The sequence below is a fragment of the Desemzia incerta genome (assembly GCF_900115825.1).
In the GTDB taxonomy this organism is placed as follows: Bacteria; Bacillota; Bacilli; order Lactobacillales; family Carnobacteriaceae; genus Desemzia; species Desemzia incerta.
Genome location: NZ_FOXW01000004.1, coordinates 268,761 through 294,833, shown reverse-complemented (window position 1 = coordinate 294,833; position 26,073 = coordinate 268,761). Strand labels below are relative to the sequence as shown.

General features: G+C 37.8%; 26 protein-coding genes, 1 tRNA gene, 1 rRNA gene and 1 other annotated feature. Of the genes, 7 read left to right on the top strand and 21 right to left on the bottom strand.

The genetic code is table 11. The annotated features are described in order from the left end of the window. The 14 genes from BM137_RS07060 to rsmG all read right to left on the bottom strand — a co-directional run. Positions 1-71, bottom strand: a 16S ribosomal RNA gene (locus BM137_RS07060); the annotation flags it as partial. A gap of 470 nt (positions 72-541) precedes the next feature. After that, complete coding sequence (gene msrA, locus BM137_RS07055; protein WP_092480459.1) at positions 542-1,078, bottom strand: peptide-methionine (S)-S-oxide reductase MsrA; 537 nt, start codon at positions 1,076-1,078, stop codon at positions 542-544. Positions 1,079-1,201: 123 nt separating this feature from the next. Beyond that, positions 1,202-2,476, bottom strand: a complete 1,275-nt coding sequence (gene serS, locus BM137_RS07050; RefSeq protein WP_092480458.1) for a serine--tRNA ligase — start codon at positions 2,474-2,476, stop codon at positions 1,202-1,204. 56 nt (positions 2,477-2,532) lie between these two features. Continuing rightward, positions 2,533-2,771: a binding site (T-box leader), on the bottom strand. A gap of 74 nt (positions 2,772-2,845) precedes the next feature. Beyond that, positions 2,846-4,201 (bottom strand): serine hydrolase, encoded by a 1,356-nt coding sequence (locus tag BM137_RS07045; protein ID WP_092480457.1) that lies wholly within the window; start codon positions 4,199-4,201, stop codon positions 2,846-2,848. A 204-nt stretch (positions 4,202-4,405) separates the two neighbouring features. Next, positions 4,406-5,527 (bottom strand): sensor histidine kinase, encoded by a 1,122-nt coding sequence (locus tag BM137_RS07040; protein ID WP_244887662.1) that lies wholly within the window; start codon positions 5,525-5,527, stop codon positions 4,406-4,408. Positions 5,528-5,585: 58 nt separating this feature from the next. Then, the gene (locus tag BM137_RS07035) at positions 5,586-6,272 is read right to left on the bottom strand and encodes a response regulator transcription factor (RefSeq protein WP_092480455.1); all 687 of its coding nucleotides are present in this window, start codon (positions 6,270-6,272) and stop codon (positions 5,586-5,588) included. A gap of 387 nt (positions 6,273-6,659) precedes the next feature. After that, positions 6,660-8,141 carry an IMP dehydrogenase gene (guaB, locus tag BM137_RS07030; protein WP_092480454.1) on the bottom strand — a complete coding sequence of 494 codons (1,482 nt, stop codon included), beginning with the start codon at positions 8,139-8,141 and terminating at the stop codon, positions 6,660-6,662. Positions 8,142-8,498: 357 nt separating this feature from the next. Then, a complete protein-coding gene (locus BM137_RS07025) occupies positions 8,499-9,218 on the bottom strand; it encodes a DUF1129 domain-containing protein (RefSeq protein WP_230524089.1) in 720 nt (239 codons plus the stop codon). A 23-nt stretch (positions 9,219-9,241) separates the two neighbouring features. After that, on the bottom strand, positions 9,242-10,342 hold the full coding sequence (gene ychF, locus BM137_RS07020) for a redox-regulated ATPase YchF (protein WP_092480453.1): 1,101 nt from the start codon (positions 10,340-10,342) through the stop codon (positions 9,242-9,244). A gap of 22 nt (positions 10,343-10,364) precedes the next feature. Further along, positions 10,365-10,571, bottom strand: a complete 207-nt coding sequence (locus tag BM137_RS07015; protein ID WP_092480473.1) for a DUF951 domain-containing protein — start codon at positions 10,569-10,571, stop codon at positions 10,365-10,367. A gap of 46 nt (positions 10,572-10,617) precedes the next feature. Continuing rightward, positions 10,618-11,502, bottom strand: coding sequence for a ParB/RepB/Spo0J family partition protein (locus tag BM137_RS07010; protein WP_177192524.1), 885 nt, complete (start codon positions 11,500-11,502; stop codon positions 10,618-10,620). Then, on the bottom strand, positions 11,495-12,259 hold the full coding sequence (locus BM137_RS07005) for a ParA family protein (protein ID WP_092480451.1): 765 nt from the start codon (positions 12,257-12,259) through the stop codon (positions 11,495-11,497). Before BM137_RS07005 ends, BM137_RS07010 begins: the two co-directional genes overlap by 8 nt. A gap of 115 nt (positions 12,260-12,374) precedes the next feature. Then, positions 12,375-13,241, bottom strand: coding sequence for a nucleoid occlusion protein (gene noc, locus BM137_RS07000; protein WP_092480450.1), 867 nt, complete (start codon positions 13,239-13,241; stop codon positions 12,375-12,377). Positions 13,242-13,388: 147 nt separating this feature from the next. After that, positions 13,389-14,105, bottom strand: coding sequence for a 16S rRNA (guanine(527)-N(7))-methyltransferase RsmG (gene rsmG, locus BM137_RS06995; protein ID WP_092480449.1), 717 nt, complete (start codon positions 14,103-14,105; stop codon positions 13,389-13,391). A 503-nt stretch (positions 14,106-14,608) separates the two neighbouring features. On the opposite strand from rsmG, the gene BM137_RS06990 reads away from it, so the two are divergent. Beyond that, on the top strand, positions 14,609-15,625 hold the full coding sequence (locus BM137_RS06990) for a PTS sugar transporter subunit IIC (RefSeq protein ID WP_092480448.1): 1,017 nt from the start codon (positions 14,609-14,611) through the stop codon (positions 15,623-15,625). A gap of 76 nt (positions 15,626-15,701) precedes the next feature. On the opposite strand, the gene BM137_RS06985 is transcribed toward BM137_RS06990, so the two are convergent. After that, positions 15,702-15,914, bottom strand: a complete 213-nt coding sequence (locus BM137_RS06985; RefSeq protein ID WP_092480447.1) for a hypothetical protein — start codon at positions 15,912-15,914, stop codon at positions 15,702-15,704. 61 nt (positions 15,915-15,975) lie between these two features. On the opposite strand from BM137_RS06985, the gene BM137_RS11315 reads away from it, so the two are divergent. Then, complete coding sequence (locus BM137_RS11315; protein ID WP_092480446.1) at positions 15,976-16,158, top strand: hypothetical protein; 183 nt, start codon at positions 15,976-15,978, stop codon at positions 16,156-16,158. A gap of 11 nt (positions 16,159-16,169) precedes the next feature. On the opposite strand, the gene BM137_RS06975 is transcribed toward BM137_RS11315, so the two are convergent. The 4 genes from BM137_RS06975 to BM137_RS06960 all read right to left on the bottom strand — a co-directional run bounded on the left by BM137_RS06975 (position 16,170) and on the right by BM137_RS06960 (position 17,455). After that, on the bottom strand, positions 16,170-16,448 hold the full coding sequence (locus BM137_RS06975) for a hypothetical protein (RefSeq protein WP_092480445.1): 279 nt from the start codon (positions 16,446-16,448) through the stop codon (positions 16,170-16,172). Positions 16,449-16,604: 156 nt separating this feature from the next. Continuing rightward, positions 16,605-16,949 carry a hypothetical protein gene (locus BM137_RS06970; RefSeq protein WP_143084246.1) on the bottom strand — a complete coding sequence of 115 codons (345 nt, stop codon included), beginning with the start codon at positions 16,947-16,949 and terminating at the stop codon, positions 16,605-16,607. Positions 16,950-17,107: 158 nt separating this feature from the next. Beyond that, positions 17,108-17,180, bottom strand: a tRNA-Val gene (locus tag BM137_RS06965). Between the two features lie 80 nt (positions 17,181-17,260). Then, the gene (locus tag BM137_RS06960; protein WP_092480443.1) at positions 17,261-17,455 is read right to left on the bottom strand and encodes a hypothetical protein; all 195 of its coding nucleotides are present in this window, start codon (positions 17,453-17,455) and stop codon (positions 17,261-17,263) included. Between the two features lie 213 nt (positions 17,456-17,668). Here BM137_RS06960 and BM137_RS06955 point away from each other — a divergent pair, with 213 nt between their 5' ends. Continuing rightward, positions 17,669-18,184: a helix-turn-helix domain-containing protein gene (locus BM137_RS06955; protein WP_092480442.1), complete on the top strand. Its 516-nt coding sequence runs from the start codon at positions 17,669-17,671 to the stop codon at positions 18,182-18,184. 3 nt (positions 18,185-18,187) lie between these two features. Here the strand turns inward: BM137_RS06955 and BM137_RS06950 are convergent, their stop codons facing one another. Continuing rightward, the gene (locus tag BM137_RS06950; protein ID WP_092480441.1) at positions 18,188-18,670 is read right to left on the bottom strand and encodes a DUF5626 family protein; all 483 of its coding nucleotides are present in this window, start codon (positions 18,668-18,670) and stop codon (positions 18,188-18,190) included. Positions 18,671-19,510: 840 nt separating this feature from the next. Here BM137_RS06950 and BM137_RS06945 point away from each other — a divergent pair. The 4 genes from BM137_RS06945 to BM137_RS06930 all read left to right on the top strand — a co-directional run bounded on the left by BM137_RS06945 (position 19,511) and on the right by BM137_RS06930 (position 24,071). Next, entirely contained in the window at positions 19,511-20,011 is a 501-nt protein-coding gene (locus BM137_RS06945) for an AI-2E family transporter (RefSeq protein ID WP_092480440.1), read from the top strand. Between the two features lie 129 nt (positions 20,012-20,140). Next, positions 20,141-21,676 (top strand): ClC family H(+)/Cl(-) exchange transporter, encoded by a 1,536-nt coding sequence (locus BM137_RS06940; protein WP_092480439.1) that lies wholly within the window; start codon positions 20,141-20,143, stop codon positions 21,674-21,676. 136 nt (positions 21,677-21,812) lie between these two features. After that, a complete protein-coding gene (gene cypC, locus BM137_RS06935) occupies positions 21,813-23,093 on the top strand; it encodes a CYP152 family fatty-acid peroxygenase CypC (RefSeq protein ID WP_092480438.1) in 1,281 nt (426 codons plus the stop codon). Between the two features lie 156 nt (positions 23,094-23,249). Beyond that, positions 23,250-24,071: a ZIP family metal transporter gene (locus BM137_RS06930; RefSeq protein ID WP_092480437.1), complete on the top strand. Its 822-nt coding sequence runs from the start codon at positions 23,250-23,252 to the stop codon at positions 24,069-24,071. A 75-nt stretch (positions 24,072-24,146) separates the two neighbouring features. On the opposite strand, the gene mnmG is transcribed toward BM137_RS06930, so the two are convergent. Next, on the bottom strand, positions 24,147-26,036 hold the full coding sequence (gene mnmG / locus BM137_RS06925) for a tRNA uridine-5-carboxymethylaminomethyl(34) synthesis enzyme MnmG (protein WP_092480436.1): 1,890 nt from the start codon (positions 26,034-26,036) through the stop codon (positions 24,147-24,149). Positions 26,037-26,073: the final 37 nt, after the last annotated feature.

Below are 26,073 nucleotides of genomic sequence, written 5' to 3'. Positions count from 1 at the left end.
AAGCGTTCGACTTGCATGTATTAGGCACGCCGCCAGCGTTCGTCCTGAGCCAGGATCAAACTCTCATATAAAGTCGTCACCCGAAGGTGACTGCTTAATGATGCTTGAAGCTCATTAATTGATTGCTAGCGAATAATTATTCACTAATGTTGTTGTTTCGGCACTTGCCGAAACTCCTTACACGTTTGGTTCGTCTTACTTTGTTTAGTTTTCAAAGGTCTAATTTCGTGTTTCATTGTCGTTTTGACAACTACTTAATAATATCAGGTTATCAACTCGATGTCAACAACTTTTTAAAATTAATTTTTCGTTGCTCGTGAACGTTTTGTTTGTCCCCTGCAACGTTTATTAATATACCAACATTCCTGAGTTTCGTCAACTGTTTTTTCGAAATAAATCCAAAACTTTTATAAACCTGAACTATTTTATTTTTACCGCTAAAAAACGAGGGGAATCCCCCTCGTTTGCCGAACGATTTCTTTCAGTTAAACAAAATGGTACAGGTAGGTGAAAAATGAATATTTATTAATATAAGAACTTATTATTCATTTCCCCAAGTTTGTTGAATAAATCCTGCTCTACCTGATCCATGACTATATCTATTATAATGGGCACTATTCTTCTTATAAAAGTCTTGATGGTAGTCTTCTGCTTCATAAAATGGTTCAGCAGGTTCTATTGAAGTAACAATAGGAGCATTAAACTTTCCACTATTTTGTAAAGCTTCCTTTGAAGCTTCTGCTATTTCTTTTTGTTCTTCGTCATGGTAAAAGATTACTGGACGATAGGAATCTCCTCTATCTGCAAACTGTCCGGCTGCATCAGTGGGATCTGTTTGTCTCCAATAGATCTCGACCAACTCTGCATAATCAAATAATTCTGGATCGTAAGTTATTTGAACCGCTTCAGTGTGTCCTGTAGTTCCTGTAGTAACTTGTTCGTAAGTTGGGTTCTTTACATGTCCGCCTGTATAACCAGATACTACAGACTCTATACCTGGTAGAGAGTCAAAAGGTTTTACCATGCACCAAAAACATCCGCCAGCAAATGTCGCTTTTTTTAAATTTGTTTGTCTCATATATATACCTTCCTTATCTCATTAGTATTCAATAGTATATCACGTCTAGCTCTCTATTTAAAAAATTACGATCAAAAAAAGGAAAGCCGAGTCAGCTTTCCTTTCATCTTCTTACCTATGTTGTTAACGTATCTCAGTTACTCCACCCATATAAGAAACTAATGCATCTGGAACTTTTACTGAACCATCTGCTTGTTGGTAGTTTTCTAAAATGGCTGCTACTGTACGGCCAACTGCTAAACCAGAACCATTCAATGTATGAACGTACTCCAATTTCCCAGTTTCTTCATTACGGTAGCGGATCTTAGCTCTTCTAGCTTGGAAAGCTTCAGTGTTTGAACATGAAGAGATCTCTCTATAGGTGTCTTGAGCTGGAATCCAAACTTCCAAGTCATACGTTTTAGCAGCAGAGAAGCCCATGTCTCCTGTACATAAAGCTAATACACGATATGGAAGATTTAGTTTCTTCAATACGTCTTCTGCGTTAGCCGTCATTTTTTCCAATTCTTCGTATGATTCTTCAGGCTTACTGAATTTCACCATTTCTACCTTATTGAATTGATGCAATCGAATCAATCCTCTAGTATCACGTCCAGCACTTCCCGCTTCTGATCTAAATGATGGACTTAGCGCTGTGAAGTATACAGGCAATTCTTTTTCATCAATGATTTCATCTTGATAATAATTCGTTAAGGGAACTTCCGCAGTCGGAATCAATGTCAAATCACTATCTTCCATTTGAAAGACGTCTTCTTTAAATTTAGGGAATTGGCCTGTTCCAAACATCGCTTTGCTGTTTACCATATAAGGTGTCATCATTTCTGTATATCCATGATCGTAAATGTGCATGTCCAACATGAAGTTGTATACGGCACGTTCTAAACGAGCACCTAACCCTTTATAGTATAAGAAGCGGCTTCCGGATACTTTAGCTCCACGTTCAAAATCAAGTATGCCTAAATCTTCTCCGATCTCCCAGTGTGGTTTTGGTTCGAAGTCGAATGCTTGTGGCTCTCCCCATTTGCGCACTTCAACATTCTCTTCTTCGTCCGCGCCGACTGGTACTGAGTCGTGTGGTAAGTTAGGTAATCTAGTAGCGATGTTTTCGATTTCTTCTTCTATAGAAGAAAGTTCTTGATCTAAGGTTTTGATTTTGCCGCCTAATTCACGCATTTCAAGGATTTTTTCATCTGCATTTTCTTTATTGCGTTTTAAAGAAGCAATAGCATCTGATACTTCATTACGGTAGCTCTTTGCTTTTTCTGTTTCTACTATTAGATCTCTACGCTTACTGTCTAAGTCGACATAATGATTCAATTCCTCTTCTTTTACTCCACGTGCAGCTAATTTCTTTGCAATAACGTCAAAATTAGTTCTCAATTCTTTATTATCCAACATACCTTATTCCTCCTCTAGTAACTCTTACAAATAAAAAAAGCCCAATCCTTCCCTGTTATAGGGACGAATTGGACTTCACGTTCGCGGTACCACCCAGATTTAACTTGTTACAGTTACTCTCTACTTCAGATAACGGTCTGGAGCCGAAATAATTTAATACTTAATAGAAGAAACTATTAAGGTTCATTATCTACTTCGTATGACGGATTCAAGAAAATTAACCATCAGCTTCCACCAGCCACTGACTCTCTAAAGAATTAACTTTTCTTTACTAGCTCATACTACTAACGTTCGTTGTATTCTTTTAATTGAGTTTATTTTAACCAACTCATTTATATAAGTCAATACAAACTCTACTGGTGAGAAGTTCTAGCCAAAAATATTAGCGTAAAGATCGGTGAAGAAGTTTCCTACCCAACGTCCAGCAAGAACAAAAACATTCGCTTTTTTGACTTCTTCTGTAGTTGTTGCAGCAACTTGTTTACCTTCATTGCCATCAATGTAACCTAACTCATCGCCTTCTACGTTCACTTGAACTTGACCGATCTCTTGTCCTTTTTTGAACGGTGCTGTCAGTTCATTTCCTTCATTTAACAAGTCAGGATCTGCTTGGTATGCAGCAGTTACTTGTTCAGCATCTGTTCCTTGAGGGACAACGATGGATACATCTGATCCCGCAGCAACCTCAATCGCGTCATCTTTACCTTTAGCTACTGCTGTTTTTCCAGCTTCCGTTACAACATCGCCTTTTTTATAAACATCTAAAAATTCCCAGTTCGCAAAAACCCAATCCATGATCTTGTCTGTTTCTTTAAAGCGAGAACCTTTGTCTTCTTCGCCATTTTCTGCATTCATGACAACTGTAATGATACGCATATCATTTTCTACTGCTGTTCCTGCAATAGAAGCACCAGCAAAATCTGTTGTCCCTGTTTTCAAACCATCAACGTTTTCACGTTCAAATAACAATCCTTCTAACATCCAGTTCCAGTTAGACATATCGATAGCATCATCCGTGCCTTCTCTAAACGTCATTTTTGGTATGCTGGTTGTTTCCAATACTTCTGGATAATCATTTACCAAATGCATCGCTACTTCTGCAATTCCTCTTGCAGTCATGATGTTTTCATCTGTATCAGAACTTCCTGGATACACATTTCCTTGTAAATCACTATTGTTCAGACCTGTTGAGTTATACAATTTGTAATCTGTAATACCCCATTCGTCCAGTTGCACTTTCATCATGTCTACAAATGCCGGTTCAGTACCTGCAATAGCTTCTGCGATAGCTATAGTCGCGCCATTTGCTGAATAGATTGCTAAAGCTTGGTACAATTCTTCAATTGAATAAGTTTCATCTGGTCTCAAATGTACATTAGATAATCTTGTATCGTGACTGATTTTAAATGCATAGTCACTGATGGAAACTTGTTGATCCCAGCTGATTTTACCGCTCTCGATTGATTCAAATAAAATGTATTCTACGATCATTTTAGTCATCGATGCTATCCCTAGGGGTGTATCGCCATTTTGATTCAATAATACTTTCCCTGTTGTAGGTTCAATAGCAAATGCAGCTCCAGCTTTGATCTCAGGTGCTTTTGTAGCTGCAGAAACTTCTGTACTCGTACCAATTTCAGTTCCCGCTATTTGGAAAGTTGGTGCAGCTGTTCCTAGTAATATTGTTGCAGCAAATATTGCTCCAAATTTTTTTAATGTTTTCATCGATGTATGTTCTCCTCAAATATGTCTATTTTCTTTTTAAGTTATTTGTCAATTTTATTCATTTACTAAGTAAATCTCACTTTTTCTATATTAACGAACACGCTATAAAAAAACAACCCTCTTTCTTCTATATGAACAAAGACGGTTGTTTTATATTCACACTTTTTTTGAAATTGATTCACGTGAAACATTCTTCTGTTTCACTTATATCTCATTCAATGGCAATCGAATAATAAAACTTGTCCAGCCACTCTGAGAACGCGCACTGATATCTCCTTTGTGCAGTTGGATAATACTTTGAGCGATAGCCAACCCTAGTCCCGTACCACCTGTTTCTTGAGATCTTGATTCATCCGCTCTGTAAAAACGATCAAATAGATGATTTAAGGCCTTGGGCGAGATTTCAGGGCCATCGTTTTTCACATTGATAATGGCTTCTTCATCGGTTTTTTCAACTTCAATCAAAATCTGTTTCCCATCTTTTCCATACTTCAACGCATTTGACAGCAAGTTATTAAAGACCCGCACTAATTTTTCCGTATCTGCTTCCATATATAAACTAGGCAACGCAGAAACCACTTCTATTGTCATCTCTTGTTTACTAGCTTCCAGCTCGAAATCCGCAGCAATTTGTTCCAGCATTTGGATCATGTCAAAATAAACCAAGTTCAAAGGTGTTGTTTTTTGGCGTACTCTAGTATATTCAAATAAATCATCTACCAGCACTTTCATTTGTTTTGCTTTTTGGTAAGCCGTTTTTGTGTATTTCAACAACTCTTCTTGATTGTGGTATCTGCCTTCTTCTATCAGCCCTAAATACCCTATGATTGAAGTCAAAGGGGTTCTGATGTCATGGCTCACATTTGTGATCAGCTCGTCCTTCGATTGTTCGATCATCCGCTCTTCTTCCATAGCTCTCACTGTACTGTCAACCAACACATGAATACTATCAACAACTCGAGACATATCGCCTCTGTAATCGTGTGAAATACGGTGTTCATAATGCCCTTCTGCGATATAATGCAATTCATTGATGATATGCGTCAACTGATACTGCCGGTAACGTCTCTTCAAACGCCAATACGTCACAGCTCCTGTCAAAATCAGCACCAATATGAGAAAAGGTGGTGTAGATGTGAATACTTGATTACCTTCAATATTGACGATCACATCACCAATTCCCCAAATCGATTTAAAAGACTCAGGAAAAATAAGTACGACGCGTTTCAAAATCATATGGACCGCATAATACGACAACAGCATGAGACCAATAGTGATAAAAGCTTCTAGTATCATTTTACCTTTTTCTCTTCTAGATAGATTCACTAAGAAAAAACTCCCTTACATATAGTAGAAACTGGACATTCATTCCATCTTTCGCTCATTACCGGTCTTCGATTTTATAGCCTACTCCCCATACGGTTTGGATCACTTTTTCGCCGCCTGTAGCTTCTTCGATTTTATCGCGCAAATGGCTGACATGAACCATGACCGTTTTGGCAGATACAATACTCTCTTGCTGCCACACACGTTCAAAGATTTCTTCTGCACTAAACACACGATTTGGATGGCTCGCTAATAAATAAAGAATCCCAAATTCCAATACCGTTAAAACGATGCGTGTACCTGTAAGTGTTGTCACTTCATGTGAATCTTTTTCAATGATCAACGGTCCGATCTCTAATTTGTTCGGCTGCTCAGGTACGGCTGTATACGTACTTCTGCGCAATAAAGATTTGATACGAGCCATAACTTCAAGTGGATTGAACGGTTTTACTACATAATCATCCGCTCCTGTTATCAGCCCTTTAATCTTATCAACATCCGTTGACCGCGCACTCAACATTAAAATCGGCAGTTGCGAATCTTTGCGAATCTCTTGGATGATTTCATATCCGTTCATCTCCGGCATCATCACATCCAGCACTACCAAATCAATCTCTTGAGTATTCAATTTGCTCAACGCTTCTTTTCCGTTATACGCTTTTTCCAGTTCGTAGCCTTCGTTTTGGATATAAATGCCCAAAAGTTCTACGATCTCTTTGTCATCATCAATGACTAATACTTTCATACCGATCCCTCTTCCCCTACCTATATAGTTATCCTAATCATAACAAAAAAGAACCCTAGGAAAAGTAAAATAATGTTTAAGTTTACTGGTTTTCTGCATAATAAAAAGACTGCCTCTTTTGAGACAGTCTTTCCTCTTTACTTCAGACGCGCTTCCTAAGCCAGATTCTCTATGATTTCACTCCCTTTTTACTTGGGAAAAACCCCCAATTAAAAGGTGAGATGAACTCTACGAGAATCTAAACGGCTTGCTCCGCGCTCTTTTTAGACGCGTTGCGCAAAACTGCTTCTGCGTCTGTAAGCTGAAAGCGACTTGTTAGGAAACACACCTAACCGGTCGCTTTCTTCTTACATCCGAGAAGCAAATCGTTTTGCTCCACGCTCTTTTTTATTGAATTGAGTAGTTTGGTGATTCTTTTGTGATTTGGACGTCGTGCGGGTGAGATTCGCGTAATCCAGCTCCACTCATTTGGACAAATTGAGCGTCATCACGCAATTCTTTCAAGTTAGCAGCTCCAACATACCCCATACCTGAACGAATTCCGCCAAGCATTTGGAAAATAATGTCTTGAACGCTTCCTTTGTAAGCTACGCGTCCTTCGATACCTTCGGGAACCATTTTGTTTGCTTCATTAGTCGATTTTTGGAAGTAACGGTCGCTAGAACCAGCTTTCATAGCTCCTAAACTGCCCATACCACGGTAAGTTTTGAAACGACGACCTTGGAAAATTTCAAATTCTCCTGGAGACTCATCCGTTCCAGCCAACATTCCGCCTAACATAACGACATGTCCTCCAGCAGCTAACGCTTTTACAATATCTCCAGAGTATTTGATTCCGCCATCAGCGATAATCGCTTTTCCATACTCACGAGCCACTGCAGCAGAATCGTAGATAGCTGTGATTTGAGGAACACCCACACCAGCTACTACACGAGTCGTACAGATAGAACCTGGTCCGATCCCTACTTTGACAACATCTACTCCTACTTCAAATAAAGCACGAGTACCTTCTCCGGTAGCAACGTTCCCAGCGATGATCGCAACATCTTGAAACTCTTCACGAATTTCTTTGATTTTGCGGATAACGCCAGCACTGTGACCGTGAGCTGTGTCGATAATGATGGCATCTACGCCTGCATCAATCAATGCTTGAGCACGTTCAAATGTATCACTTGTTACACCAACAGCCGCAGCTGCTAGTAAACGTCCATGTTCATCTTTAGCAGCATCAGGGAATTGGATTACTTTTTCAATATCTTTGATGGTGATCAATCCGCTCAATCGACCTTCTGCATCCACTAATGGTAATTTTTCAATCTTGTGTTGTTGTAATAAGTGTTCAGCTTCTTTTAGAGAAGTTCCTTCTGGAGCAGTTACTAAATGTTCTTTAGTCATAACGGCATCGATTTTTTGCGTGTAATCAGAAATGAAACGCAAATCACGGTTTGTTAAAATACCGACTAATACGCGATCTTCTAAAGTATTTACAATTGGGACACCACTAATACGGTAACGGGACATCAAAGCTTCCGCATCAGACACCAGATGATCTGGAGTTAAATAAAATGGATCTATGATAACTCCGCTTTCTGAACGTTTAACTTTACGAACTTCATCAGCTTGAGCTTCAATACTCATGTTTTTATGAATAACACCCAACCCGCCTTGACGAGCCATAGCAATAGCCATTCGAGAATCTGTTACAGTATCCATACTTGCACTCATGATCGGTATGTTCAATTTGATTTTGTCCGTCAATTGTACACTCAAATCTACTTCATTAGGCAAAACATGGCTTTCTGCAGGCATTAGTAAAACATCATCAAAAGTGAATCCTTTTTTCGCGAATTTTGTATCCCAGTTAGACATTTTTATCAAGCACTCCTTCTCAAATCCACTGAACTTTTGTCAGATTTTTTACTATCTAACCTACCACCTTAACCAACTGGGGTCAAGGTGTTTTCTGATTTCTTTCATAAAAATACATTAATTTTAATCTATTACTAATCAGCTAGATCTATTACAGCACAAAAAAAGCTGCATTTCTGAAATTCAGAAATGCAGCTAGGTTTTGCACGGTAAGCTTAACGCTTTTTTCGCGCTCTTTTAAACGCGTTGCATTCGGCAGCTCATACTACCATTTCACCGTTTAGACTGTTTGGAAAGGACCCAAACTGTTTAAACGGTGAAATGTACGATGAGCTAAGCGCCTCACTCCACGCTCTTTTAAAATAATGTTCCTTTTACTTTGTATTTGCGTTTGAAGTACCATTTTCCTGCGAATGCTGCGGCACCTATTACTAGGTTGACAGCTGGCGGCATTAGTGGGTTGAGGGACTGTGGTATGATCGCCATTGATCCTGTCATTACAATGATCCATCCGAACATAGCGACTACAGAAACTAAGATATAACGCAATAAGCTTCCTTTAACGCCTTGAACGGGTGCATTTTTAGTGATTGCCAGAATAACAAACCCACCTACGATGAAGTTTAACAATAATGTAATGATCCCCATACCTGTAGTGTTGCTTTCATTTCCAAACAAAGCAGATAATCCGGTGATCAGTGCAAACATTCCACCTAACATCAAGGCTCCATCTACATACAGTTTCCAATTTTCAGAACGTTGTACTTGCCCTTCAGTTTCTTGTTGCGGTCCTTCTACGATTTCAACCGATCTCTCAGTAACAGTTCCGTATAATTTACGAGCCGTTACACCTGCAGATTGTTGAGAAACGATTTCTTTCAACATATCGTTGAAGACTCTTGTTTTCTCATCATCTGGGTAATTCGCTTCTGTTAATCGTTTGTCTAATTTGACCATGTATTCTTCATTTTTGTTTGTTAGTTGAGAAAACAGCGTGTCGTTTTCTTCTTTTAATGCTACTAGATTATCCATTTGTTGCTGTTCAGTGTTTAATTTCTTTTCATCATTCTTTTTCACCGATCTAAAGCCCCCTAATTAATCTACACGTTGAATCTGAAAAGCATAACGTCGCCGTCTTGAACAACATATTCTTTTCCTTCAGAACGCATTTTACCTGCTTCTTTAGCTGCTTTCTCACTGCCTAGTTCGTCAAAATCTTTATAAGCAATCGTTTCAGCACGAATGAATCCACGTTCAAAGTCAGTATGGATAACTCCAGCTGCTTGAGGTGCTTTCATTCCTTTTTTAAAAGTCCATGCGCGCACTTCTTGAACACCAGCTGTAAAGTAAGTTCCTAAACCAAGTAAATCGTAAGCTGCACGAATCAATTTGTCTAATCCTGCTTCTTCAATTCCCAAGTCTTCTAAGAACATAGCTTTTTCGTCGTCATCCAATTCAGCAATTTCTTCTTCCGCACGTGCACAAATAGTGATGACTTCTGCATTTTCTTTAGCTGCATATTCACGAACTAATTTTACATACTCGTTATCATCTGCGTTAGTGATATCATCTTCAGAAACGTTCGCTACATATAAAACAGGTTTAGTAGTCAATAAGAACAACCCTTTAACAATCGGCAATTCATCATCAGTGAACTCTACTGAACGAGCTGATTTCCCTGCTTCTAAAACGGGTTTGATTTTATCTAAGACAGCTAATTCAGCAATAGCCTCTTTATCTTTTGTTTTCGCTAATTTGGCAATACGTTTGTAACGCTTGTCAACAGACTCTAGGTCAGCCAACACCAATTCCAAGTTGATTGTTTCGATATCATCAATTGGATCTACTTTGCCGCTTACGTGAGTAATATTATCGTCATCAAAACAACGCACAACTTGGCAAATCGCATCCACTTCACGGATGTTCGCTAAAAATTTATTTCCTAAACCTTCACCTTTACTTGCTCCTTTAACGATTCCGGCGATATCTGTAAACTCAAATGTCGTTGGAACCACACGTTTAGGGTCAACCAATTCAGCTAAACGGTTTAAACGGTAATCCGGAACTTCTACAACTCCTACGTTAGGGTCGATCGTAGCAAACGGGTAGTTCGCTGCTTCTGCTCCTGCTTTTGTGATTGCGTTAAATAACGTCGATTTACCAACGTTAGGCAACCCTACAATTCCTGCTGTTAATGCCATACTATCTGCTCGCTTTCTTTAATTAAGATTCACTGCTTACATCATTTTTCTCGGCAGTTTCGAGAACTTTTTTCATTTTGCGTTCAAAATCTCTTCTGGGCATCATGACCATGTGGCCACATTTGGTGCATTTGATACGAATATCCATTCCCATTCGAATAATTTGCCAGCGGTTTTCGCCGCACGGATGCGGTTTTTTCATTTCTACAATATCGTTTAAATCATACATCAAAGCCACTTCCATTCATAAATTTCTTTATCATGTCAGAATCGACTTATTCCTCATCAAACTGAATTTCAAGAATATCTAAAATTCTTGTTAAATCTTCTGGAGAAAGATATTCAATTTCAATCTTACCTTTGTTTTTCTTCTCATTGATGATAACATTTGTCCCAAATTTATCCATTAATCGTTCTTCGCTTTCACGAATGTAATAAGGTTTCTTTACAGGCTCTTTGCTTGGTTGTTTAGGTTTTGCTTCATTCATTTGAGAGACTAACTGTTCTATTTGACGAACCGTCAAATTCTCTTTGATCACTTTTTTAGCCACTTTTATGATTTGCTTTTTGTCTTTCAAGCCTAACAGTGTACGTGCTTGTCCCATTGAAATTTCGTTTGTCTGAAGCATTTTCTTCACTTCTTCAGGCAAGCCCAATAATCTCAAGTAGTTAGCGATATAGGGACGACTTTTGCCTAAGCGTTGAGCTACTTCTTCTTGAGTCAATTTTAGATTCTTCATCAACATATTGTATGCTTCAGCTTCCTCTAGTGGAGACAGGTCTTCTCTCTGCAAATTCTCTAAAACGGCAACTTGCATCATCGTTTCTTCATCGAATTCTCTTACAATAGCAGGAACGGTCTCTTTACCAGCAATCTTGGACGCTCTGAATCGGCGTTCTCCCGCAATGATCTCATACCCTTTGACAGAAGATGCTCTCAAAATAATGGGTTGGAAGACACCGGATTGTCGGATAGAAGCTGCCAATTCATTCAGCGCTTCTTCATCAAAAGTGCGTCTTGGTTGGTAAGGGTTCGGACGGATCTCATATAATGGAATATCTTGTACGCGCTCATCATTTTTATCTACTTTATCAAATTCTGCAAATTCACTGAACAATGCATCAATTCCACGGCCAAGACCTTTACTGTTTTTATTCACCAACGGATAACACTTCCTTTGCTAGTTCAACATACACTTCTGCACCTCTGGAACGTGGATCATAATCGATGATAGATAACCCATGACTTGGCGCTTCTGATAATCGGATATTGCGCGGAATGATCGTTTTATATACTTTTTCGCGGAAATATTTTTTCACTTCGTCCACTACTTCGTACCCTAGATTCGTACGAGCGTCTAACATCGTCAGCAATACACCTTCGATACGCAAATCTGGGTTGAAGTGTTTTTGAACTAAACGGACAGTATTCAACAATTGGCTAAGACCTTCTAGGGCATAGTATTCGCATTGCACTGGGATAAGTATTGAATCGCTAGCTGTAAACGCATTGATCGTCAAATGTCCTAATGAAGGAGGGCAATCGATCAAAATATAATCGTAATCATCTTGCAAGTCGCGTAGAGCACTCTTCAATCGCGACTCTCGAGCCATTTGAGTCGTCAACTCGATCTCTGCTCCAGCTAATTGAATCGTTGCAGGAACAACCCATAAGTTTTCTCTTGAGGAAGGTAATACCACTTCCTCAACTGGCGTTTCATTGACTAAAACGTCATATATATCTTTTTCAACATCTGCCTTGCGTACTCCTAAACCACTTGTCGCATTCCCTTGAGCATCAATGTCAATCAATAATATTTTTTTCCCTTGATGCGCCAAAGCAGCTCCTAAATTAACAGTGGTAGTTGTTTTCCCAACGCCGCCTTTTTGATTTGCTACTGATATCACTCGCGCCATTTCATTTCCCCCATATTATAAACTCGATAAAGCATTCCTATACTAAAAGAGAGATACACTATGCGCATCTCTCTTTTTACGCATTTCTTCCAAATGATTCTTCATTTGTCGCTCTTTATTCTCTTTTTTCTTTAGGAATCTCAATCGTTATCCGATAGACATCTTCAAGATGCTCTTCCGTTGCTTTGATCTCCATGCCTGTTTCTTGCACCAAAGAGATCGTTTTTTTGATCGTATTCACTGCTAAACGAAGATCCTTAGAAACACTTTTACGTTTAGGTTTCTTAGGCAGTTCGTTTCCAGCCGCTTCTTTTTTGACCAGCTGCTCCAGCTCTTTGACCGTTAACTTTTCTTCTATAACACGGTCTAGATAGGCTGCTTGTTTCTCCTCGTCAAGCGCCAGTAAACTGCGCCCATGACGTTCGGTGATCTCTTTTTTCAACAAAGCTGTTTTCACCGGTTCGGATAATTTCAACAACCGAAGCTTATTGGCTACAAAAGATTGACTTTTTCCGATTCTTTTTGCCAAAGTGTCTTGTGTGAATTCATTCATTTCCATCAAATCACGATACGCTTGAGCTTCTTCAATCGCTGTCAATTCTTCTCTTTGCAAATTCTCAATCAATGCTACAGAAGCTGTTTCTTTATCTGTCATCTCTGTTACGATAGCAGATACCTCTTGCCATCCTAATAACTGTACTGCCCGAAAGCGACGTTCACCCGCAATAATCTCATACTGATCTTCGCTTGATTTGCGCAATATAATAGGCTGGATCAATCCATGCTGTTCTATTGTCTGCGAAAGCTCTTGTAATTTTTCATCATTAAATATTTTTCTGGGTTGAAACTGATTTGGGTGAATCGTATTTATCGGAATTTGTTGAACTTTTGAAGAATCATTCAGCTCTTCAGCAAATAGTTCTTCAATTTTCTCTGTTTTCTTTTTTGATTTTCCTGAACCAAACAAATCAGACAAAGCCATAATCCGCTGAACTCCCCTTAATTTCTACTCTATATACTCCATATACCTAACTGCTTTATTATAACAAATGCACTTCTTAAAACATAGCTGCCATCTTAAAATGACAATCCTTGTTCAAAAGCTGCCAACTTTACTTATATTGGAAAATTACAAAGGATTTTTATTCGGCGTACCAGGTTTTCTCGGATACTTGTTCGGAGTCTCTTTTTTCTTGTCGATCAACAAGATATGTCGCTCTCCAGCTTCGTTAGGCAATTCGAAAGAAAATTCTTCTTTAAATTTACCGCCCAAAGTAGCAATCGCTTTTTTGCTGTCTTTCATCTCTTCTTTGCTGCTTGCAGCTTTCATAGCAATGAACGTTCCGCCTTTTTTAACTAAAGGTAAACACAATTCTGACAACACACTCATTCTCGCTACAGCTCTTGCTGTCACGTAATCGAATGTTTCTCTAAATTTCTTATTTTGACCAAATGTCTCTGCACGGTCATGGTATAAATGAACATTTTCTAACCCCAATGTATCAACGAGTAAAGTTAAAAACTGAATCCGTTTATTCAAGGAATCAACAATCGTAACTTCTAATTCTGGAAAAGCAATTTTTAGGGGGATGCTTGGAAATCCAGCACCAGCACCTACATCACACAGGCTTTGGACCCCTTTAGTAAAATCCACATACAATCCAGCAGTTATCGAATCATAAAAATGTTTTAAATAGACTTCTTCACGTTGCGTAATGGCGGTTAAGTTGATTTTTTCGTTCCACTCTTGCAACAGCTCTAAATATTGCTCGAACTGCTCCATTTTTTTATCCGTCAGTGGAATCCCTTTTTCTTGAAGGGCTTTTCTAAACTCTTCTGGATTCATCATTCCAACTCCTTGTTTTCCAATCGTGAAACACAATTTGTTTCACGGGCTACTTGTTTAACTGTATAACAAATTCCTTTGAACTTCAATGCTTTTGGAAGATTTTTTTGCTAAAAGATAAAGAACATTTAGTGTGTTAATTCAATCATGAGAAAGATTAAAATTAAATGAATAAACGATTTGACTTTCTCATAATATGCAGTTACACTATCTTCACGGTCAAAAAAATACTGACGAAAAGGAGAGGTTGAGAATGAAAACAGGAACATTTACACTACACATGCGTTCTGCTGAATTTTTCAGCCTTTCTTTTTTAGTCATTATTATTTTATTACTTTAGCTGGGATTCGAACTATTCATTTAGTTGAGTCCTTGTTCGCGTTCCACGGGCTCAGCTTTAGTAATGAAGCAAGCCCTTATGATTTAGGGCTTGCTTCTTTTTTTGTTTCCCGCTAAGTAATAAAAACGACTGTAAAATCACTGAAAAACGGAGGGCAATAAGTATGAAAAAATATTTAGTTGATCGTATGTACAAAGCATCTTCAGGAATAGCAAATGCTATTTTTGTCACTATCGGAATCGGCTTACTGTTAGAAACAATCGGCAATATGACAGGTCTCTCTGTATTGGTGATTATTGGAACAGCTACTAAAATGCTGATGGCTCCCGCTATTGGTGCCGGTATTGCTATCATGCTTGGCGGGAATACACTGACAGTCTTCAGTGCTATGGCGGCAGGAACTGTGGGGGCTGGTGCTGTGCAGACAACTGCAGAAGGCGTCGTTTCGATTGCTTCAGGAGAACCAATTGGCTGTTTGATCGCCGCAACCATTGCTACATTTGTTGGGAAACGTATTTCTGGAAAAACACCGTTAGACATGATGGCTATTCCTTTGGCAGCCGTTTTAGTCGGCGGCTTAAGCGGATATTATTTGAACTTTGTGATTTCGCCCTTATTAAATGCTTTTAGCAGTTTCATTTCTGCTTCAGTTGCTGGCTACCCTATTATTGGATCAGCTGTTATTGCTGTCGTTGGAGGACTTGTTTTGATGTCGCCTGCCTCTTCAGCCGCCATCGCTATTGCACTGAACTTAGACCCAGTATCCAGTGCAGCAATGCTGATTGGAACGACTAGTATGTATGTTGCTTTCTCTTTTGTTTCTTTACGCGAAAATGACCTAGGAGGATTTTTAGCACAATTTGTTTGTACGCCAAAAGTACAATTGCCGAATATCATCAAAAACCCTATGATTCTAGTAGCTCCCACTATTGCTTGTGCAGTTGCCGCACCGATAGCGACTTCAGCACTTGGCTTTACGACCGCAAGTGCATTAGGTGGACTAGGGTTCTGTTCCTTCATCGCACCGATTACTGTACTGGGTAATCAAGGTTTGACCAGCTTCCTGAACTATATGATAGCTGGCGTTGTGATCCCATTTGCTGTAACATTCTTTATTTCATTTGCAATGAAAAAATTCGAGTATGTGCGTAATGGCGATATGGCTTTAGTGGTCAAATAACATACTGTTCAAATAGAAAAACACGCCTTCCACTAGGATAAACGGAGGGCGTGTTTTGGGCACCAAAAATTGTCAATTAATCTTTATGTAACAGTTTTATTCCTAAAATAAACGAGAAAATAGATAGAATAACGTATCTTACTATGTGCAGAATCACTTCTAGTAAATACTGGTGAGTATCTACTCCATCCTCACTGATAGTAGGATACACTAATTCAGGCAAACTAATCAATATGACGACAGCTAGTAAAATAAACATCCATGCTAAAAACAGCTGATACTTTTTCATCATTGTTTCCTTTCATATGTCATAATAGAAGAATAGATAAATTATTTAGAGGAGCATAATAATGAAATTTAACTTTTTTAAATACACCGTGACGTTTACTTGGGTATTAGTCGTCTTTTATTGGGCTATCTATACCAATATTCCAAAAAGAAGTATTGAATACGTAGTAAAAACATTACCTTTGATACTTTTGGGGATATGGATAATCGAAAGTATTTTCAAGAAACTCAGCCGGAAGAATTAAACTGTTCCAAATTAAGAAATACCATAAATCAGAAATGAAATAACTGTGTCGATTGAAATAACAATAAAAATGGCGACAAAAAGTCGGTCTATCCACTTTTGATATTTATTTCTGTTGTCTGAATCGTTAGTAGATAAAGATACTTCATCACGCACATAGATCACTGCTGCAATAAGAATAAACAATGAGCTGATCGTTACTTCAGAGCTAGATGTATTGAAAACATAATTAACCGTGCCGAGAACCAATACGACTAAAAACAATCCTTTGAATAGATATTTTCTGTTCATGGCAAATCTCCTTATAAAAGAACTGTCATAAGAGTTGTTTTATTGCTTTGTTTACTACAGGAAATGATTATTGAATAATCTCTGTTAAGCAATGAGGCAAGAATGTTTAAGTACAAAAAGCAATCCACTGTGGGTTGAAACCAAAATCACTATCATTTAAACTACTGATTCATCAAAATAAACGGTTTTTCCATTTATTTGAATATTAATGTATTCGTGTTCCCGATCTAAGATGAGCTTATATACGTACTCGCTCATCTCGCCATCCTGTTCAGGAGTGACTTGAAAATCTACATTTATAGTGTCTCCACTAGTCTCAGTATCAATCGTTGCTGCCACAGCTTCTACTGCACCAGTGAAATGAAATACGATATAATACATATCCTCTTCTGAATAAATCAATTGCAATCTTTTATCCGAATCACTAACAGCTTGTACTTCATCAGGTACTTTTTCAACTTCGCTGACACCTACAGTTGATGAACTACATGCAGCTAACAACACTAATACACCAAAATAACTATTACTCCTAAAAGAATCTTTTTCAATGTAAGCCCTTCCATTATTTTCCGTATTAAAATATACTACTATTCACACTTCAAAGGATTAAAAAAACGGCAACGATTTTTAAAGAAAAATCCGTTACCGTTTTATCGTTATGGTCCCTACTGGGCTCGAACCAGCGACCCCTACCTTGTCGAGGTAGTGCTCTCCCAACTGAGCTAAGGAACCTTTTGTTATTTACTGAACAATCAATAGTATACCTTAAAAATAATAAAGAGTAAATATCCATTTGATAGAAATCAATTATTCTAGCGTCTTTTGTTTCTTTTGGTTCTAAAAAGCTCAATCAAAGTCAGTCCTATAGTTCCGTATAACGCTGTACCAATAAAGTCTTTATTTACTACGTATTCGATTAAAATTCCAATAAAACTCGAAGTTGTCATTAGAAGTATGACGTGTTTATACGGGTGTTTTTCTGTGAATTCTTTATACTTATCAAACATATTTTCACCTCTAACTTATTCAACTATTTTGCAGCTCTTTGATTATATTAGAATACTCTCATTTTTAATTATGCCTCAATTAAGCTGTAAATAAAAGCACACCATAGTTTACATCTTAGCAACCATTGCGTGCTAACATGCAACTAAGAAATGATAGTCAAAATTGAAGACTTTAGGTATGATATGAGCAACAGGTAATAAGGAGGAAAACACATGGCGTTAGGAGAAAGATTAAAAGAGAGCAGAGTGAGTAAAGGCTACTCTCAAGGTGACGTGGCGGATTTTTTACATATTTCAAGACAATCGATTTCTAAATGGGAAAATGGCAATAGTTATCCTGACTTAGATAATTTAGTAAAACTCAGTACCTATTATGAAGTTTCTATTGATGAACTACTGAAAGAGAATCAAGAATTTAAAAAACGAATAGCAGAAAATGAAGTCAAAATTGAAGAGAACTTCCAAAAGCTGGATTTCATCCGCGGAAACTCTGAAAAAGATGAGGGACTTATGCTTCTTATTCTCGCTTTTATAGGTTGCCTGATCGCCCCTATAGGCTTTCTGGTGGCTCCGGTCCTTATTAAGCGCAACAAAAAAACAAACACACTCTATAAGTTGGTGTACTTAGCATGCGTTTGTTGTTTACTCGTTAATTCATTTGTTGTCTATAGCGCTTTAGGCGACTATTTAGGTTGGGGAACAACAACCGTTGAATACATTGGGGAGTAACAGTTAATAAGTGACGACAATATTCCCATTAGATAATTTGGCTCTCAAATTTATTGAAGACTCTACAAGCAGTAATGTTCTTTTCAAATAATAAGTGGCTTGTGTAGGACTGTCTACTCTTAATGAAGTACTTTTAAAACTTCCAGTTATAGCTGTTGCTGACGCGGAGTGCGCTCTGGTAATTTTATTACTGCTCACATCGATTTTGTAGCTAGCTTTCCACTGTAAGGGTCTTTCTTTTGTGATTTTGTATGTACCATTCTTGACGCTGCTGGCCATCATTAAGAGTTGAGTCTCTTCTTCAATTGTAATAATGTAGGGCCGTCCCAAATCATCTTCAACTTCAAATTGTTGCGAACCACCTTGATCTATATCATAAACTACACTATTATCTGGTAAAGAAAATTCCTCTCCAGCATAAACCTTTGGTGTAATGATAAAACTAAAAAAAGATATACAACCTAAAAGAAAAAGTATTTTTTTCAACTAAATCCCTCCGTTTTTAAAGTTTAATCAAACTTTCTACTAATAAAACTACCTTATTCGACCCTGTCATTTTCGTGACAGGGTTTTCATTTTGCTTGTAAAATGAAAAAAAGCCGCAATAACATCAAGTTATTAATCAAATCTACAGAAAAAACAATCTATAGCTATTGTTATTTTCCAACTATTATTCGAATAGTTAAAACTTAGCCGTAACTAATCTTTAACTCCTCCTTTCTACTCTTTAGTATACTTTCTAGTTAACAAAACAACTAGCACCTATTAGTTTATACCTGCGCAACCATTAAGTGCTAAAAGGCAACTAATGGCTTATAGTCAATGATCGATACTTTCCGTATGATAAGTAGTAGGAATAGAATCAATTGCGCAGCATAAGCAACATGCTTAAAAAGAACCGGCATAAGTAAATCATCTATCAATTCGACTATTAAACTTCGAGTCACAGATGAAGATAATATCTTAGTTTATCGTAATGCCACTCTTCTTACCTATTTGCGCCAGAAAGATAAAAAGGAGAACTAAAGATGAATGAAGTCATTTTTCTTACATGTGTTTCTATAATTCTAGGAGTGTCTTATATTCTTTTTGAAGTCTATATCGGTAGTAATGTTGTGACATTTCTGATTGCTATTATCTTAATATTGATTATTTTCCAATTAGCCTGCCAATATATCGATAAACACAACTAAGTTACTTGTTTCTAGCTATTATTTCCCAGGAAATATTTATAAACATTGAATAGTCCAGTCCTTAGACCGACCCTGTTTTCAGCTCAGCATGTTATACTATTTTTACTTAACTAAAGGAGAAAGGGTTTTGTAAATGGAAAAATGGGCTTATTATTTAAGAGAAGTAATTTACGCAACTGGTAAAGGCATCAAAGGCTTTATCATTGCTCAATTAAAACTCTCCTTACTGACATTCATTTTGTTGTGTATTGGTTTTGTAGTGATTGGAATCGAATGGTGGGGAATGAAAGCATTTGGAATTGCTATTGTGGATATGATTCCTGTATTGGGAAGCGGCATTATTATGCTGCCTTGGGCAATTATTCGAGCACTGATGGGTGACGGAGATGTAGCATGGAAGTTAGGTTTGCTTTACGCTATTATACTCTTGGTTCGACAATTTGCTGAACCTTATCTTACAGGAAAACAAATCGGCGTACGTCCTTTGTATACTTTCCTTTCCACAATTGTTTGTGTACTGATTTTTGGTCCGATTGGCGCTTTATTAGGCGCAGTAGTTGCCATCATTATCAAAGCTGTTTTTAACGTTCGAGATATGAGTCGAGTGATTAACGAATCCAACCACAATCAATAGTAAATTTTATCCCAACTTGAAAAACGAAACTTCTTTTTAACAACAGGAGTTTCGTTTTTTCTTATCATTTTTTAATTTAGAAAGAGTAACATAGAAAAGAAACATTATTTTATAGAAAGAAGATGAAAAATGAAACACTCATTGTTTACTATTAAAGACCGACGAATTCGATATATCGCTAAAGGCATCTTAGTAGGTATCTTTACTGGAATTGTTGTTAGTTTGTTTCGTTTAGGTGTAGAAAAGATATTAGAAAGTATTGTTCAATTATATGCACTTTTTCGTTCAGAACCTATTTGGTTACTCCCTTGGGCGGTTGTTTCTATTCTTGCAGCTCTAATCATTGGTTTATTGGTTAAAAGCGAACCGAATATTAAAGGAAGTGGTATCCCTCAAGTAGAAGGTCAAGTTCAAGGCGTTATTCATGTTCAATGGTGGTCTATCCTGTGGAAAAAATTTATAGGCGGTTTGATAGCTATTGGTTCCGGTCTTTTCCTTGGAAGAGAAGGTCCATCTATTCAGTTGGGTGCTGCTGTTGGTTTAGGTACCAGTAAATTGACAAAAGGCGATGAAACCGAAGAAACGGTCTTACTCTCTAGTGGAGCTGGAGCTGGTTTGGCAGCCGCTTTTAACGCACCTGTAGCAGGGTTGATGTTTGTATTAGAAGAAGTACACCATAATTTTTCTCCATTAGTTGCTGTAACAACTTTTACTTCAGCTATTGTAGCAAATTTCGTTTCGTTGACTATTTTTGGTTTAACACCTGTGATAAATATTAGAGCAGTAACTTTTCTCCCGTTACAGTATTATATTTACTTACCCTGTTTAGGGATTTTTTTAGGTTTAGCTGGATGGCTGTACAATAAAGTTTTATTGGATATTCTACCCAAGTTTTATCAACGATTTTCTTTTATCCCTAAACATTTCAATTCAGTCATTCCTCTTTTATTATTGATTCCTATCGGCTATTATTTACCATCGATCATCGGTGGTGGGAGCGGCTTTATCGTACAGCTTCCTAAATGGAATTTGTCTCTTTTTATTTTAATAGCTTTATTTATTTTGCGTTTTGTTTTCTCTATGGTATCTTACGGAGCAAGTGTTCCTGGAGGTATTTTCTTGCCTATTCTATCTTTAGGCGCCATTTTAGGCACAATATTTGCTCAGTTAATGATTCATTACTTTCAAATGGACGCTCGCTATTTAACACATTTTATTTTATTTGCTATGGCTGGTTATTTCACGGCAATTGGGAAAGCACCTTTAACTGCTATTTTATTGGTAACCGAAATGGTAGGTGGACTGAACCAATTGATGCCGCTGGCTGTAGTTTCCTTAACAGCTTATATCACGGCAGATTTCTTGGGAAGTAAGCCTATATATGAGAGCTTGCTCGAAAAATTGCTGCCTGTCGATCACTCTATTAGTATCAATAAGCCCTATTCTTTCATTCACCCTATTGAAGCCAACAGTCATTTAGCTAAAAAAGCAATAAAAGACGTTCAATGGCCTGAAGATATGATCATTTCTTCTTTGCATAGAGGAAATGAACGTATCCTTCCTCATGGTGAAACAAAAATCTATATTGGGGATCACTTGATCATCAATTGTGATTTAAAAAAAGCCAGTACTATACAACAAATATTAAAAGAAAAACAAATCTAATCATATATTCCCACAGTCGCTAGTCTCTAAATCGAAGACTTAGCGGCTGCTTTTTTATAAAGTCACTTTGGTTGACTCTATTTCCCGAAAAAAATACGATAATGAATGAATAGTCATCACCAAAGGAGGAATCTATATGTCTCATCATACGCAAATGCCAAAAGAAACAGGCTTAGATCATTCATTGAAAGTTTTAAAAGAAGGTTATCCATATTTTTTGAAACGCCGGGAAGAAATGGATACAGACGTTTTTGAAACGACTATCCTTGGACAAAAAGCTTATTGCCTTGGGGGAGAGTCAGGTGCGGAATTATTTTATGACACATCGAAATTCAAACGAGATAAAGCCATGCCTAAGCCCGTACAGAAAGTATTGACTGGACAGCATGGGGTACAATCTTTAGATGGGAAAAAACACGAAGACCGCAAAAAAATGTTCATGTCTTTAATGTCACCCAAAGAGCTAGATCGCTTAACGACTCTTTTAGAAAATTACTGGTATCAATCAGCTAAAAAATGGGAGTCTATGGATCAAATTGTATTATATGACGAAGTAAAAGAAATTTTATGCCGCACAGCTTGCGAATGGGCAGGTGTACCGTTGTTGGAAGAAGAAGTTAAAGATACTACTCGAAATCTAGCCAACTTATTTGAAAAAACAGCTTCTATCAGTCCAAGCTATTTACAGGGGACTCATTCCAGAAAAAAATTAGAGAACTGGATTAAAAAATTGGTTCAGCAAGTACGCAACGGCGAGCTAAAGCCCGAAGAGAATACTACACTTTATGTTTTTTCTTGGCATAGAGATGATATAGGAAAATTAATGGATGAAGATGTCGCAGCAGTTGAGGTATTGAACATCATCCGCCCTATTGTAGCCGTTGCTATTTATATTGCCTTTACCGCTCAAGCCTTGATTCAATATCCAAATGAAGCTGAAAAATTAATTACTAAAGGTTCAAAACAGTATCAGTATTTTGTCCAAGAAGTCCGTCGTTTTTATCCTTTCTTTCCTTTCCAGGCAGCTATAACTACAAAAGATTTTACTTGGAATGGTTATCCCTTCAAAAAAGAAACTTTAACTGTTCTGGACATTTATGGTACCAATCATGATCCTAAAATATGGGAGAATGCCGATCAATTCTTCCCTGATCGATTTAACGATTGGAAAGAGAGCCCTTTTTCTTTCATCCCTCAGGGTGGCGGAGACCATTTAGGAGGACACCGCTGTGCTGGAGAATGGATCACGATCAAAGTTATGAACGTTTGTCTTGATTTTTTAGTTAATCAGCTGAGTTTTTCTGTTCCTAAACAAGATCTAGAATTCAATTTAACAAAATTCCCAACCCTTCCTAACAGCAAAATTATCTTTTCAAATGTTAAACGTACGAAACCAGTTCTAGATTCAAATCTATAGGATAAATCCATTTTTGGTCAGTTTTGCTTGCAAAAAGAGTGTGCTAAGTTTAAAATCAGTTTTAGACAAGTCTAAAATTAATTTTGAGGTTCGATTTAAAAAATGTATAAATTTTTTTATACTATATGATTTATATTCAAGGAGGAGTAAAGGAATATGGTTGAGTCTTTTCAATCGTTCAGTCCTGTATTACAAGCTTTTTTAGCCGGTTTGTTCACTTGGGGCTGTACTATTTTTGGTGCATCTTTTGTGTTTTTATTCAAAGAAGTTAACCGCAAGTTTTTAGACATCATGAACGGCTTTGCAGCTGGTGTAATGATTGCAGCTTCATTTTGGTCTTTACTAGCTCCATCTATTTCGTATGCGGAACAAAATGGCTATGGAACTTGGTCGTGGGTTCCAGCAGTAGTAGGTTTTTTAGCAGGTGGACTATTTTTAAGACTGATTGATGTGGTCATCCCCCATTTGCATTTTAATGAGCCGATAGAGAACAGAGAAGGACCTAAAACTAAAGCATCCAAAAACTTGCTGCTGTTTTTAGCCGTTACGATCCACAATATTCCTGAAGGCCTAGCTGTCGGGGTAGCGTTTGGAGCAGTTGTTTCTGGAGCTGCTAACGGAGATGCCTTTTTAAGTGCTTTAGGATTAGCTTTAGGTATTGGGATCCAAAATATCCCTGAAGGTTCTGCATTATCTATGCCGATTCGAGCAGCTGGAAGCAGTCGCTGGAGAGCATTTAACCTTGGTCAGTTATCTGCCATCGTAGAACCGATAGCGGCAGTAATTGGTGCTGTAGCAGTTATTACGATGACAGCCATCTTACCATATGCCTTAGCGTTCGCAGCAGGTGCAATGATCTTTGTTGTAGTTGAGCAATTGATTCCCGAATCTCAAACCAACGGCAACAAAGATATCGCTACACTTTCCTTATTAGTAGGATTTAGCGTCATGATGGTTTTGGATGTAGCCTTAGGATAAATTTTAAATATACAGATAAAAAAATACCGTATCATTAAGAAGTTGAATCTTAATGATACGGTATTTTTTGATTATTTATACTTTAGCAATTTTGCCTTGTTCCACGTAAACCATTAAAATAGAGATATCTGCTGGGTTCACACCACTGATTCGGCTAGCTTGAGCAATCGTTTCTGGTTGAATTTTGATCAACTTTTCTTTTGCTTCATTTGCTAGTCCATTGATTGCACGATAATCGATATTTTCTGGAATGCGTTTGTTTTCCATTCGTTTTTGCTTGTCTACTTTACTAGCAGCTTTTGCAATGTACCCTTCGTATTTCACTTGAATAGATACTTGTTCTTGAACATCTTCAGGTAATTCAACATCATTACCTGCAAATTGCATCAATTCCGTATAACTGATTTCTGGACGACGTAAGAAATCAATCGCTAAGATCCCGTCTCTCAATGGAGCATGTCCTTTTTCCGTTAAGAAACGTTGGATTTCTTCTGTCGGTTTCAAACGGATGTGGCTCAATCGTTCAATTTCGCCTTCAATTTGAGCTTTTTTGATTAAGAAGTTGTCGTAACGTTCTTTCGTCACTAAGCCAACATCGTAACCCATTTGAGTTAAGCGCAAGTCTGCGTTATCATGACGCAGCAATAAGCGGTATTCTGCACGAGATGTTAGTAAACGGTAAGGTTCGTTCGTTCCTTTAGTGACTAAGTCATCGATCATTACTCCGATATACCCTTCACTACGTTTTAACACTAGAGGCTCTTTTCCTTGAACTTTCAAAGCTGCATTGATTCCAGCCATAATTCCTTGTCCAGCTGCTTCTTCATATCCAGAAGTTCCGTTCATTTGCCCAGCTGTAAATAAGTTGTTTATTTTCTTTGTTTCCAAAGATGGGCGTAATTGATATGGCGTAACCACATCATATTCAATCGCATAGCCAGTTCGCATCATACGAGCGTTTTCTAGACCAACGATAGAATGGATGATTTCTTCTTGGACATCTTCTGGAAGAGAAGTTGACAATCCTTGAACATATACTTCTTCCGTATTGCGTCCTTCTGGTTCTAAGAACAATTGATGACGCGGCTTGTCGCTGAAACGAACGATTTTATCTTCGATTGAAGGACAGTAACGAGCTCCTACTCCTTCAACGATACCTGTAAACATCGGTGCACGATGCAAGTTATTTTGAATGATCTCATGCGTTTTTTCATTCGTATACGTTAAGAAACAAGACAATTGATCTTTCAAATAAGCCTCATTCGGTGTTTCGTAACTGAAATGATTTGCTTCTTCGTCTCCTGGTTGTTCAGACGTCACACTATAATCAATTGTTGACGCATTTACACGAGGAGGAGTTCCCGTTTTGAATCGGTTCAACTCGAATCCATGCTCCAATAGATTTTCAGATAATTTGATGGACGGTTGAGAGTTGTTCGGACCTGAAGAATATTTCAATTCCCCAATAATGATCTCTCCACGAGAAGATGTCCCAGCAGTCAGTACTACAGCTCCTGCACGATAAATAGCTCCAGTGTTTGTAATGATTCCTTGAACAGTCCCGTCCTCAATCACTAATTCTTCTGCGATTCCTTGTTTCAAATCTAAGTTTTCTTGTTGTTCAATGGTTTTTTTCATTTCATTTGCATACATAAATTTGTCTGCTTGAGCGCGTAATGCTCTAACTGCAGGGCCTTTTGATGTATTCAACATACGCATTTGAATATACGTCTTGTCGATGTTGCGTCCCATTTCTCCACCTAAAGCATCAATCTCACGGACAACGACTCCTTTAGCCGGTCCGCCGATAGACGGATTACATGGCATATAAGCAACCATATCTAAGTTGATTGTGATCAACATAGTCTTTGAACCCATGCGCGCTGCTGCTAAAGCTGCTTCTGATCCTGCGTGTCCAGCTCCTACAACAATGACATCATAATATCCTGCTTCATACTGATTCATCTAAACATCCTCTCTTTGTAAACTACTCATTTGTTCT